Raw genomic sequence first — 12107 nt, 5'->3', positions numbered from 1 at the left:
GTTCGCGCGCCCGGTGGTGCCCCTCGGCCCCGCCCGCCGCCGGCTGGGCCGGTGCGGGCCCGAGGCTCAGGGACACGGCGCCGCGGCGCGGCCTCATTCCGCCGGCGCGACCGGCAGCACCAGGCGCGACGGGCGCCCGGCGTCGAGGAACAGCGTGTTGGTCGCCACCTGCATCCGCCGCCACGCGCCCTCCGGCTCCCCGGTCTGGGGGTTGATGTCGTAGTGCGGGAACTCGCTCGAGGCGATGTCGAGGCGGATGCGGTGACCGGCGCGGAACAGGTTGGCGGTGGGGAACAGCTCCACCGTGACCGGCACCGCGACGCCGGGCTCCAGCGGCTTCGGCGCGGCCGGATCGTCGCGGTAGCGGCAGCGCAGGATGCCCTCGCACAGGTTCATGGCGAAGCCCTGGGGGTAGTCGGCGCTGGCCGGATGCACGTCGATCAGCTTGGCCGCGATGTCGGTGTCCGGCGCGTCCGAGGCGATCCATAGATGCGCCACCACGGGCCCGATCACCTCCAGATCCTCGCGCAGCGGTTCGGTCTGGAACACCACCACGTCGGGGCGGGACGCCAGCGGCAGGAAAGGCGCGCGATGGGCGAACATCCCGTCCCGCTCGCGCTGGTCATAGGCGCCGCCCGCGATCAGCGGCTCCATCGAGGTGATGGCGCCGCCCACGGTGGGCACCGGGTTGGCGGGGTCGGAGGTCCATTCCACCGGCGCCGCGCCGGCGGCCGGCGGCGCCTCGCTCAAAGTCCCGCCCTCGTGCAGGTGGAAATCCGCGAAGCGCGTGCCGGGCAGTGGCCAGTCCGTGCCGGTGCGCCAGCGGCCGCCATGCTCCAGCCGGCCGGCGGCGTTTCGGCGCCCGCTGCCGCCGCCCATCACGAAGACCCGCACGGTGGGCTCCTCCGGCACCGCGGTGTCGCCCTTCAGCCAGCGGTCAAAGAAGCGCAGCCGGTACTGGCGCCAGTTGCCGGCCCAGCTGTCCACCGTGGCGCCAGGGCCGAACTCCACCTCGCCGAATGCGGTCTGGGAGCGGTTGCCATGCGTCCAGGGGCCCAGGATCAGGTGCGGCGTGCCGCGCCCAGCATCGCGCAGGCCCACGAAATTCTCGGTCGCGGTGCGGGGATAGGGATCGTACCAGGACGACATGTGCACGGTCGGCACCGCAGCGTAGCGATCGTGCCAGCCCTTGGCGTAGATGCCCAGGCGCTGCCAGTACTCGTCGAAGGGGCCACGGGTCCACTGCTCGAACAGGTAGTTCTCGTAGTCCGGGGCGTGGCGCACCGGCGAGTGCCCGGGCTTCCAGGGCCAGCGGGCGAACCAGGCATGGAGGTCCTCCGCCGCGAAGGCGGCCGCGCGCACCGGGTCGGCCAGGGTTTCCGGCGCCAGCCGGCCCTGGTTGAAGGCCCAGGTCGCCTGCTTGAGCTCGAAGGCGCCGCCGCGCCGGATGCCGCCGTTCCAGCTGTCGGAAAAGCCGCCGGAGTCGAGCACCTGCGCCTTGAGGCCCGGCGGATCGAGGCAGCCCAGGCTCGCCTGCGTATGGGCGGCGTAGCTCAGCCCCATCGTGCCGATCGCGCCGTTGCACCAGGGCTGGTCCACGATCCAGGCGCAGCAGTCGAAGCCGTCCTCGCCATCGGCCAGGTACTTCACGAACTCCCCTTCGGAGCCGTAGCGGCCGCGGCAGTCCTGGTACACCACGGCGTAGCCGGCGGCGGTGAAGGTGGCGGCCACCTCCTCGCGCGGGGCGGGCTTCGGGTCGGCCTCCGTGCGCTCGGAGCGCGACACCTCCCGCTTGCCGTAGGGCGTGCGCTCCAGGATCGTGGGCCAGGGGCCCTCGCCCTCGGGGAGGTAAACGTCGGTGGCGAGGCGGACGCCGTCGCGGCAGGCCACCATGTGTTCGGTGCGACGCATCAGCGCAGATCCATCTCCAGCAATTCCTCGTCCAGGTCGCGGCCCTCCACCCGCAGGGCGCGCCGCTCGATGCCGTAGGGCACGAAGCCCAGCCGCTGGTACAGCGCGCGCGCCACGGCGTTGCCGGTGGTCACGGTGCATTGCAGCGCCTCGACCTCGCCGCGCGCCCGCGCGATCACCGCTTCCACCAGCGCCCGGCCGGTGCCGGTGCCGCGCAGCACCGGGTCGACCCAGACGCCCCACAGGAAGCCCTTGTGCCGCTGCTTGAGCCCGGTGTTGCGGGAAAAGCCCGCCATGCCGCGCAGGGTGCCCTCGCCTTGCGGCCCCGCCTCGCCCGGCGGGGCCCCGCTGGCGGGCGCGTCCCGGTGAAAGGCGCCGAATACCGTGTTCGGCGGGGCGAGCCGCGCCCGGCATCCATCGAGGTCCGGCGCTTCCTCGGGGCTGGAGCCGAAGGCGTCCGGCGCCCCCTGCAAGGCCGCGAGGCGCAGCACCCGGAAGGCCTCCGCGTCGGCGGCTACCAGGCGCCGGATCGTGACGCTGCTCACCAACCCCGACGCGATCTCCGTCGCGATCTCCGTCACGCTCTCCTTCACTGGGCGGGGTGGAGGTGCTGCGCCAGCGTGCCCTCGTCCACGCCGCCCTCGTAGCGGAGGTTCGCGCGATGCGCCCAAACATTGTCGGGCACGTGCAGCGGCAGGATCGCCGCGTCCTGGTGGAAAGCGATCTCCTGCGCCTGCCGCAGCAGCGCGCCGCGTGCGTCCGCATCCGGCACGGTGCGCGCCTGATCGATCAGCGCGTCGAAGGCCGGGTTGCTGTAGCGCCCGCGGTTCAACCCGCCATAGCCCTTGCCGTCGAAGCTGTGCAGCACCTGCGACAGGCCGAGCCAGCTGTCGCCCGTGGTGTGGCCGAAGCCGATCAGGAAGGCGGAGAACTCGCGCTTGCCGGCGCGGGTGAAGAAGACGTTGGAGGGCATCACCTCGACCCGTGCGTCGATGCCCAGGCGCGTCCAGAACTGCGCCACCGCCTGCGAGGTCTTGTCGTCCTCGACGTAGCGGTTGTTGGGCGAATGGAGCGTGATGCGGAAGCCGTCGGGATATCCCGCCTCCGCGAGCAGCCGCTTGGCCTGCGCGAGGTCGAAGGCCGGTGCCGCCAGCGCCTCGTCGAAGCCGACCTGCCCCTTCACCGCCAGCTGCCCGGTCGGATGCCCGCTGCGCTGGAGCACGCGCTCCACGATCGCGTCGCGGTTGATGGCGAGGCTCAGCGCCTGCCGCACCCGCGCGTCGCGCAAGGGATTGACCGCGAGCGGCTTGCCGTCGCGCGCCGTGACGAAGGGCGTGACCTCGTTGCCCTGGTCGAGCGCGAGATAAATGATCCGCGACGACGGCGAGGCGGTGATCGCCACCTTGCCATCGGCGCGCAGCCGCGCGATGTCGCCCGGCGGCACGTTGTCGATCAGGTCCACGTCGCCCGACAGCAGCGCCGCCATGCGCGCCGCGTCGCTGGCGATGGGACGGATCGTGGCGCGGGCGAAGTCGGGCTTCGGGCCCCAGTAACGGTCGTTGCGCTCCAGCACGAGCTGCGCGCCCGGCTGCCAGCTCACGAAGCGCCAGGGGCCGGAGCCCACCGCGGCGCGGCCGCTGTTGAAGTCGGCGGTGGTGGCGTCCTTGGCCACGTGTTCCGGCACGACGTAGGCCGTCATGGCATTGAGCACCACGGCCGGGTCGGCGCCCCGCGAGTGGAGGCGGATGGTGCGGCTGTCCACCACCTCCATCGAGGTCACCGCCGCCTGCATGCGGATAAACGGCGCCGGGCTGTTGGGCACCTTGGGCATGCGCTCCAGCGAGAAGCGGATGTCCTCGGCGGTGACCGGCGTGCCGTCGCTGAACACCGCGCCGTCGCGGATGCGGAACTCCCACACGTCGGGCTGCGGGTTGGTCACGCTGGTCAGGCCCGGCACCGGGCGCAGGTCGGCGTCGGAGCCGATGATCGGGTCGAAGATATGCTGCGCGACGGCCTGGTTCGCCCCCACCAGGGCGAAGTGCGGGTCCAGCGAGGAGGTTTCCGTTTGCGTGGCGATCCGGGCGTCCTGGGCCATCGCCGGCGCGCCGGGCCCCGCCATCAGCGGCAGGGTGAGCAGGAGGGCGGTCGAGGCAGGCCAGCGCATGGGATCAGCGGCTCCGGAATTCTGAGTCGTTCGGGTTCGACGCAGACTGGCCCCCATCCCGCGCCCATCGCAAGAGCACCCGGCGATTCCGTCATGGCCCGCCCCCTGCCCCGGCATCGGCCTCCGGGGTGAAGATGGGCTAAGCAGCGACTCTGGCTCACGCGGAACACCTTGCCCATGACCGACACGGCCCCGCCCCCGCAACCCTCCGGCCCCGAACCCGCGGACCTGCCTGCAAAGAAGGGCATCTGCGCACTGACCGGACAGGTGCTGCCGCGGCGCGAGCTGATGCCGCTGGGCATGCTGCGGCCCGAACTGGCCGAGCGCCTCCTGCGCGAGAAGCCGGGGCTGAGCGAGGAGTCGCTGGTGTCGCGCGCCGAGGTCGCCAGGATCCGCGCGGCCCATGTCGAGGAACTCCTGGAAGCCGAGCGCGGCGAGCTGGGCGAGCTGGAGCACCGCGTGGCCGAAAGCCTGGCCGCTTCCTCCACCCTGGCCGAGGACACCGACAGCGACTACGACGAGCACCGCACCCCCGGCGAGTGGCTGGCCGACCGCGTCGCCAGCTTCGGCGGCTCCTGGAGCTTCCTGATCGCCTTCGCGCTGGTGCTGGCGGCGTGGATGGGCTTCAACCTCGTCCGCGGCGAAGGCTCCTTCGACCCTTATCCCTTTATCCTGCTGAACCTCGTGCTGTCCTGCCTCGCCGCGGTGCAGGCGCCCATCATCATGATGAGCCAGCGGCGCACCGAGGCGAAGGACCGCGCCCGCGCCATGAACGACTACGCCGTGAACCTGAAGGTCGAGCTGGAGGTGCGCCACCTCCACGAGAAGCTGGACCACATCCTGCGGCGGCAATGGGAGCGCCTGGCGGAGATCCAGCGCCTCCAGCTCGAGATCATGCAGGAGCGCCGGCCGCGCAAGTAGCCGCCCCCCGCCGCACTGGCGGGGTGGTCCGGGAACCGGCGTGGGCACGGGGAGGCCGCGTCGGGCTGCCCGCGGTCACGAATGCGTGCTTCCGGCACCCCCCGTGACGTTTCGCGCTAGGTAGGCGAGACTCCGCGGCACCCGCCGCCGGCCCCTCTTCGTGGATCCCCACGCGCCATGACCACGCCCCCCGAGGCACCCGCCACCGAGGCTCCCGCCGGACCCGTCCCGGCGGAGCCCGGCGCGCGCGACTTCCACGCCATGCTGGATGCCCTGCCGCAGCTGGCCTGGATGACGGACGAGCATGGCGGCATCGTCTGGTACAATCAGCGCTGGTACGACTACACCGGCCTGGACCTCGCGGCGATGCGGGGCTGGGGCTGGCGCAGGGTCCACCATCCCGACCACGTGGAGCGCGTGTCGGACACCTTTCGCCTCGCGATGGAGCGGGGCCAGGTGTGGGAAGACACCTTCCCGCTCCGCCGCCACGACGGCGAGTACCGCTGGTTCCTGTCGCGCGCCGAGCCGATGAAGGACGCGCAGGGGCGCATCCTGCGCTGGTTCGGCACCAACACCGACATCACCGAACGGCGCGACCACGACGCCGAGCTTTACCGCTCCGAACGCCGCTTCCGCTCGCTGGTCTCGGCGGTGGCCGCGATCGTGTGGACCACGCCCGGTTCGGGCGAGATGGAGCACGAGCAGCCAGCCTGGAGCGAGTATACCGGGCAGAGCTTCGAGCAGCTGCGCGGCTGGGGCTGGCTCGACGCCGTGCACCCCGACGACCGGGCGCGCACCGTGGAGGTCTGGACCCGCGCGGTGGAGGCGGTGGAGCCCTACGCGCTCGAGCACCGCGTGCGGCGCTACTGCGGCGCCTATCGCTGGATGCAGGTCCGCGCCGCGCCGGTGCTCAACGCCCGGGGCGAGCTGCGCGAGTGGGTCGGCATCCACGCCGACATCGAGGAGCGCAAGCGCCGCGACGCCGAGCTCGCCGACGCGCGCGACGCGGCGGAAGCCGCCAACCGCGCCAAGAGCCAGTTCATCGCCAACATGAGCCACGAGCTGCGCACGCCGCTCTCGGCCGTGATCGGCTACAGCGAAATGCTGGAAGAAGAGGTCGAGGACCTCGGCGAGCAGCACCTGCTGACCGACCTGCGCAAGATCAACGCCAATGCCCGCCACCTGCTGGCGCTGATCTCCGACGTGCTCGACCTGAGCAAGATCGAGGCGAACCGCATGACGGTCTACGCCGAAACCTTCGACGTGGCGGAGCTGGTGAGCGGCGTGGCCTCCACCGTCGACAGCCTGGTGCGCAAGCGCGACAACGAGCTGGTGGTGGAAGCCCGCAACCTGCTGGGCACCATGCATTCGGACAGCACCAAGCTGCGGCAGTGCCTGTTCAACCTGCTCGGCAACGCCGCCAAGTTCACCGAGAAGGGGCGCATCGGCCTCAGCGCCGAGCGCACCGTGGAAGCGGGCCGCGACTGGCTGGTGTTCCGGGTGAGCGACACCGGCATCGGCATGAACCCGGAACAGCTCGGCCGCCTGTTCCAGCGCTTCACCCAGGCCGACGAGAGCACCACGCGCAAGTTCGGCGGCACCGGCCTCGGCCTCGCGATCACGCGCGGCTTCGCGGAGCTGATGGGCGGCACGATCACGGCCGACAGCGAGGAAGGCAGTGGCACCACCTTCACGCTGCGCCTGCCCGCCCTTTACGAGGAGCCGGCGACCGCGCTGGCCGGCCCCGCGCCCAAGGGGCTGGAAGCGGGTGGCGACCTCGTTCTCGTGGTGGACGACGACCCGGCGGTGCGGGAGCTGATGTCGCGCTTCCTCCATCGCGAAGGCTTCCAGGTGCGCGTCACCGGCGACGGACGATCCGGCCTGGCGCTGGCGCGGCTGCTCAAGCCGCGGGTGATCCTGCTCGACGTGATGATGCCGCAGATGGACGGCTGGTCGGTGCTGAGCAGCATCCGCGGCGACGCGGAACTGGCCGGCACCCCGGTGGTGATGATCAGCTTCGTGAACGAGCCCAGCCTCGCCCAGGCGCTCGGTGCCTCGGACTACCTCACCAAGCCGGTGGAATGGGACCAGCTCCAGGCGGTGATGCGCCGCTACCGCACCTGCGGGCAGGAGTGCGGCGAGATCCTGGTGATCGACGACGACCCAGGCTCGCGCGAGCGGCTGGAAACCATCCTCCGCCGCCAGGGCCTGCCGGTGCGCACCGCCGAGAACGGCGCCGTCGGGCTGGAGGCCGTGGCGCAGTCGCGCCCCTCGCTGATCCTGCTGGACCTGATGATGCCGCAGATGGACGGCTTCACCTTCCTGGAACGCCTGCGGGCCGAGCCGGCCTGGGCCACCATCCCGGTGGTGGTGCTGACCGCCAAGCAGATCGATGCCGAGGACATGCGCCGCCTCGACGGCAAGGCCGACCGGCTGGTCAGCAAGGGCACCATGGACCTTCGCACGCTGGTCGGGCAGCTGCGCACCCTGATCCCCGCCGCCGAGGAGACCAGCGATGCCGGATGACGCCGCCGCGACGCCGCCTGCGCGCCACATCCTGCTGGTGGAGGACGAGGCGGTGGTGCGCGACGTCATCGCCGAGATCCTGAGCGACGATGGCATGGTGGTGAGCGCGTACCCTTCGGCGGAATCCCTGCTGCGATGGATGCCCACGGCCACGGAACGGCCGCACGCCATGATCCTCGACGTGCTGCTGGGCCCGGGCCTCGACGGCTTCGCGCTCGCCGCGCAGGTGCGCGAACGCTGGCCCGGCCTGCCGGTGATCTTCGTCAGCGGCGACCTGCGCCCGCTGGTGCGGCTGTCGGGCCGCAACGACCTGTGCCTGATGAAGCCCTTCACCGCGGACGTGCTGCTGCACCTCGTTCACGACCTGTGATCCGCGCAGGCGGCGGAGAAAGGCGGCCCGCCCCGGCCAGCCGCGCCGCCCGCTCGGAGCCCGCCGGCACGAAACCCATCCGCCCAAAGCCCGCCAGCCCCGGGCCCGCCGACATGCGGCCCATCGGCACGGGGCCCGCGCTCGTTCCCGAACCCGCGCTTTCCCCACCCCGCGCTCCCCAACCCTGGGCGCGGTCCGGCGTTGCTGACACAGGAGCGGGGGGACGAGCCCTCCTGCCGCATGAGGATCGAGGAACGACGATGGACGAAGATCGGATCACCGGCGCCGTGAAGCAGGGTGCCGGCAAGGTGCAGGGCGCCGTGGGCGAGCTCGTGGGCGACGACCGCATGCAGGCCCGCGGCCAGGCCAACGAGGTTGAGGGCCAGGTCGAGAACGCGCTGGGCGGCCTTGCCGACACCATCCGCGACCAGCCGCTGACGGCGGTGCTGATCGGCGTCGGCATCGGCTGGGTCCTGGGCCGCCTGCGGATCATCTGACCGGGCGACCTCCGCCGGGTGGGACGCCTCCCATCCGGTGGGTCCCTTTCCCGGCCCATTCGGCTGCGCCCCGCGACACGCATCCGCGCCCCGTCGCGGTCGCGAAGCGCGGCCGAAGGGGTCGGCTGAACCTGTGAGCGGCGCCGCCTCCGGCGCGTCGCCCGACGGCTGCGCAAGCGCGCGAGTTCCAAGCAAGGCAACCCTTCGCCCATGTCCGCGCCCTCCGCCGCAGCGACCCCGCCACCGGCCCCGTCTCCGACGCTGTCGCCCACCGCCTCGCCGGTGCCGTCACCGGCCCAGGTGCCGCCCCCCTTCAGCCCGGACCTGAAGCACCTGCTGACCCTCGTGGTGGCGGTGGTGGCGATCAGCGCGCTCTACCTGGCGCGCGAGGTGCTGGTGCCCATCACCCTCGCCATCCTGCTGTCCTTCGTGGTGGCGCCGCTGGTCGGGCTGCTGCGGCGGCTGCGCCTGCCGCGCACGCCCGCGGTGCTGCTGGGCGTGCTGATGGCGCTGGGCGTGATCCTGCTGCTGGGCAGCCTGATCGGCGTGCAGATCGCCGGGCTGGCCCGCGACGTGCCGCGCTACCAGACCACCATCCAGTCCAAGGTGGACATGGTGCAGGACCGCGTGCTCGGCCGCCTCAACGAGGTGATCGGGCGCATCGGCCGCGTCGGCACCGCGGCCGCGCCGGAAGCGCCGGGGCAGGCTCCCGCCGCCGCGCCGGGCGACGAGAACCTGGGCGACGCGCGCCGTCCGGTGCCGGTGCAGATCCAGAACGAGAACAACTCGCCCCTGGCGCTGGCGCAGCGCCTGCTCTCGCCCGTGCTGGGCCCGCTGGAGACGACCTTTATCGTCTTTATCGTGGCCGTTTTCATCCTGATGCAGCAGGCCGACCTGCGCGACCGGCTGATCCGCCTCTTCGGCTCCGACGACCTCCATCGCACCACCGTGGCGCTGGACGACGCGGCGGCGCGGCTTTCCAAGTATTTCCTGGCGCAGCTCGCCATCAACGGCTCCTTCGGCGTGGTGATCTGCCTGGGGCTTTTCGCGATCGGCGTTCCCAGCCCGATCCTGTGGGGCATCCTGGCGGCGCTGTTCCGCTTCATCCCCTATGTCGGCGCACTGCTGGCGGCGGTGCTGCCGATGGCGCTGGCCGCCGGCGTGGACCCGGGCTGGAGCATGCTGATCTGGACCGCGGCGCTGTTCTTCGTGACCGAGCCGATCATCGGCCAGGTGATCGAACCGCTGGTCTACGGCCACAGCACCGGGCTCTCGCCCGTCTCGGTGATCGTCGCCGCGATCTTCTGGACCTGGATCTGGGGCCCGATCGGGCTGATCCTGAGCACGCCGCTCACCCTGTGCCTCGTGGTGCTGGGCCGCCACGTCGAACGGCTGGAATTCCTCGACGTGATGCTGGGCGACCGCCCGGCGCTGACGCCTTCGGAGAACTTCTACCAGCGCATGCTGGCGGGCGATGCCGACGAGGCCCAGGCCCAGGCCGAAACACTGCTGGAGGAACGCTCCCTGTCCTCCTACTACGACGAGGTCGCGCTGAAGGGGCTGCAGCTCGCGGCCAACGACCGGCAGCGCGGCGTGGTGTCGGATGAGAAGCTCCGGCAGCTGACCGAAACCACCACCACGCTGATCGACTCCCTGGCCGAGCACGAGGACGAGGACCCACCGTCCTCCGCCAAAGCGGCCAAGGCCGCGCCGCAGGAAAAGAGCGTGGCCGAGAAGGCCATTCCCCGCCGCCCCGCCCCCAGCCTGGTCCTGCCGCCACCTGAGCAACGGTCCGAGACCTGGCGCGGCACGGCGCCGGTGCTCTGCCTCGCCGGGCGCGGGCCGCTGGACGACGCGGCCAGCGCGATGCTGGCGCAGCTGCTGGACAAGCACGGCCTGGGCGCCCGCACCGCGCCGCACGAGGCGGCCTCCCGCGCGAACCTCCCGTCGCTCGACCTCGGGGGCGTGGCGATGATCTGCGTGTCCTACCTGGAGCTGACCGGCAACCCGGCGCACCTGCGCTACCTCGTGCGCCGGCTGCGGCAACGGGCGCCGAAGACGCCGATCCTGGTCGGCCTCTGGCCCGCTGACGACGCGGTGTTCAGCGACGCGCAGCTGCGCGACATCCTGGGCGCCGACCACTACGTCAGCTCGCTGGCCGACGCAGTCACCGCCTGCCTCACCACGGCCGGCGGCACGGCACCCGGCAGCAGCACCGCGTCGGCCAACGCCGCGCCGCAGATGGCCGCTCAGCCCGCCTGACGCCGGCCGGGTCAGCTCGCACCTGGGACACCGTCATCACCGGCCCAGGCTGCACCTCAGCCGATCGGCCCCGTAAGCCTGCCGGCCCCCGCGGCGTGCCTCAGGAAGCGCGCGCCGCCCTCATGCCTCTCCCGGGTGCCCTTCCTAGGCGCCCTGGCCGGCGGGCTGCGCCGCCTCCAACCGCTCGGGCGGGGGTGGCAGGCGCCGCAGCAGGTAAAGCATCAGCCCCATCGCCGGCAGCGCCGCCACGGTGGTCAGCAGGAAGAACCCTTCCCATCCCAAGGAAGCCGCGAGCCAGCCGGAACTGGCGCCCAGCGTGCGCATCGGCACCGCGGCCAGCGAACTCAGCAGCGCGTACTGCGTGGCGGTGAAGGCGCGGGTGGTCAGCCCGCCCAGGTAGGTCAGGAAGGCCGCGTCGGCCATGCCGCTGGTCACGTCCTCGATCCCAACCTGGAGGTAGAGCATCGTCATGTCGTTGCCGGCATGGGCCAGCGCCACGTACATCAGGTTGCTCAGCATCTGGCCCAGACCCGTCAGCACCAGCGCCCAGGAAATGCCGATGCGCCGGATCAGCCAGCCACCCAGCAGCGCGCCCGCCAGCGTGGTCAGCGTCCCGAACACCGAGGACACCTGCCCCACCTGCAGCCGGTCGAAGCCGAGCTCGCGGTAGAAAGGCGCCACCATCGGTCCGGCCAGCGCCTCGCCCAGCTTGTAGAGCGCCACGAACAGCAGGATCGCCAGCCAGCGCGGCCGGTGCGTGAAGTCGCGGAACGGCTCCACCACGGCGGCGCGCATCCGCTGGCCCCAGGGCAGCTTCGCCGGCGTGACTTCCGGCACCCGCGGCGCCAGCGCCGTGGCGCCCAGGCCGACGATCAGGATCAGCGCGGCGCAGGCGCCGTAGCCGCCGCTCCAGCCGCCATAGCCCACCACGAAGAACACCCCCGCGGTCGCCGCCAGCATCGCCGCGCGATAGCCCCAGACATAGCAGGCGAGGCCGTAGCCCTGCTCTGCCTCCTCCAGCAGCTCGATGCGGTAGGCATCCACCACGATGTCCTGGCTGGCCGACAGGAAGGCCACCGCCACCGCCAGCGCCGCCGTCACGCCGGCCGCCCCCACCGGATCGGTGAAACCCACGAGGAGAATCGACAGCGCCAGGAGCGGCTGGATCACGCCGAGCCAGCCGCGCCGCCGCCCCCAGGATCGCAGCAGCGGCGGCCGGAGGCTGTCGAGCAGCGGCGACCACAGGAACTTGCAGGAATAGCTGATGCCGATCAGCGCCGTCAGGCCGATGGCCTTCAGGTCCACCCCGGACTCGGAGAACCACTGCCGCAGCGTAAAGGCGGTGAGCGGCAGCGGCAGGCCCGAGGAGAAGCCCAGGGCCAGCATAACAAGGAAGCGGCGGTCGATCTTCGGCACGGACCTAACCTGCCGGAAGCCACCGCCGACCGGAAGGGCC

The 12107-nt window shown here is 71.9% G+C and carries 9 protein-coding genes; 5 read left to right on the top strand and 4 right to left on the bottom strand.

From position 1 onward, the window contains the following. Positions 1 to 93 precede the first annotated feature (93 nt). The 3 genes from ACFFGY_RS09245 to ACFFGY_RS09235 are packed head-to-tail and all read right to left on the bottom strand — an operon-like array spanning position 94 to position 4075. Positions 94 to 1911, bottom strand: coding sequence for a CocE/NonD family hydrolase (locus ACFFGY_RS09245; protein ID WP_377044186.1), 1818 nt, complete (start codon positions 1909 to 1911; stop codon positions 94 to 96). After that, positions 1911 to 2492 carry a GNAT family N-acetyltransferase gene (locus ACFFGY_RS09240; protein ID WP_377044185.1) on the bottom strand — a complete coding sequence of 194 codons (582 nt, stop codon included), beginning with the start codon at positions 2490 to 2492 and terminating at the stop codon, positions 1911 to 1913. Before ACFFGY_RS09240 ends, ACFFGY_RS09245 begins: the two co-directional genes overlap by 1 nt. A gap of 8 nt (positions 2493 to 2500) precedes the next feature. Further along, complete coding sequence (locus tag ACFFGY_RS09235) at positions 2501 to 4075, bottom strand: ABC transporter substrate-binding protein (RefSeq protein WP_377044184.1); 1575 nt, start codon at positions 4073 to 4075, stop codon at positions 2501 to 2503. 177 nt (positions 4076 to 4252) lie between these two features. Here ACFFGY_RS09235 and ACFFGY_RS09230 point away from each other — a divergent pair, with 177 nt between their 5' ends. From ACFFGY_RS09230 to ACFFGY_RS09210, 5 genes are all read left to right on the top strand, one after another. Beyond that, positions 4253 to 4996 carry a DUF1003 domain-containing protein gene (locus tag ACFFGY_RS09230; protein WP_377044183.1) on the top strand — a complete coding sequence of 248 codons (744 nt, stop codon included), beginning with the start codon at positions 4253 to 4255 and terminating at the stop codon, positions 4994 to 4996. Positions 4997 to 5173: 177 nt separating this feature from the next. Continuing rightward, positions 5174 to 7522, top strand: a complete 2349-nt coding sequence (locus tag ACFFGY_RS09225; protein ID WP_377044182.1) for a hybrid sensor histidine kinase/response regulator — start codon at positions 5174 to 5176, stop codon at positions 7520 to 7522. Next, positions 7512 to 7892 carry a response regulator gene (locus tag ACFFGY_RS09220; protein WP_377044181.1) on the top strand — a complete coding sequence of 127 codons (381 nt, stop codon included), beginning with the start codon at positions 7512 to 7514 and terminating at the stop codon, positions 7890 to 7892. Before ACFFGY_RS09225 ends, ACFFGY_RS09220 begins: the two co-directional genes overlap by 11 nt. Positions 7893 to 8152: 260 nt before the next feature. Further along, on the top strand, positions 8153 to 8389 hold the full coding sequence (locus tag ACFFGY_RS09215) for a CsbD family protein (RefSeq protein WP_377044180.1): 237 nt from the start codon (positions 8153 to 8155) through the stop codon (positions 8387 to 8389). A gap of 210 nt (positions 8390 to 8599) precedes the next feature. Then, positions 8600 to 10651 (top strand): AI-2E family transporter, encoded by a 2052-nt coding sequence (locus ACFFGY_RS09210; RefSeq protein WP_377044179.1) that lies wholly within the window; start codon positions 8600 to 8602, stop codon positions 10649 to 10651. 144 nt (positions 10652 to 10795) lie between these two features. On the opposite strand, the gene ACFFGY_RS09205 is transcribed toward ACFFGY_RS09210, so the two are convergent. Next, positions 10796 to 12067: an AmpG family muropeptide MFS transporter gene (locus tag ACFFGY_RS09205; protein WP_377044178.1), complete on the bottom strand. Its 1272-nt coding sequence runs from the start codon at positions 12065 to 12067 to the stop codon at positions 10796 to 10798. Between the last annotated feature and the right edge of the window lie 40 nt (positions 12068 to 12107).

Source organism: Roseomonas elaeocarpi, from assembly GCF_042433915.1.
Taxonomy (GTDB): Bacteria; Pseudomonadota; Alphaproteobacteria; order Acetobacterales; family Acetobacteraceae; genus Roseomonas; species Roseomonas elaeocarpi.
The sequence above is the reverse complement of the archived record's forward strand: the minus strand, read 5'-3'. Positions and strand labels throughout refer to the sequence as shown.

Excerpts from the sequence above, each read along its gene's own strand:
- ACFFGY_RS09245 (WP_377044186.1), bottom strand. The coding sequence starts at position 1,911 with ATGCGTCGCACCGAACACATGGTGGCCTGCCGCGACGGCGTCCGCCTC.
- ACFFGY_RS09235 (WP_377044184.1), bottom strand. The coding sequence starts at position 4,075 with ATGCGCTGGCCTGCCTCGACCGCCCTCCTGCTCACCCTGCCGCTGATG.
- ACFFGY_RS09230 (WP_377044183.1), top strand. The coding sequence starts at position 4,253 with ATGACCGACACGGCCCCGCCCCCGCAACCCTCCGGCCCCGAACCCGCG.
- ACFFGY_RS09225 (WP_377044182.1), top strand. The coding sequence starts at position 5,174 with ATGACCACGCCCCCCGAGGCACCCGCCACCGAGGCTCCCGCCGGACCC.
- ACFFGY_RS09220 (WP_377044181.1), top strand. The coding sequence starts at position 7,512 with ATGCCGGATGACGCCGCCGCGACGCCGCCTGCGCGCCACATCCTGCTG.
- ACFFGY_RS09215 (WP_377044180.1), top strand. The coding sequence starts at position 8,153 with ATGGACGAAGATCGGATCACCGGCGCCGTGAAGCAGGGTGCCGGCAAG.
- ACFFGY_RS09210 (WP_377044179.1), top strand. The coding sequence starts at position 8,600 with ATGTCCGCGCCCTCCGCCGCAGCGACCCCGCCACCGGCCCCGTCTCCG.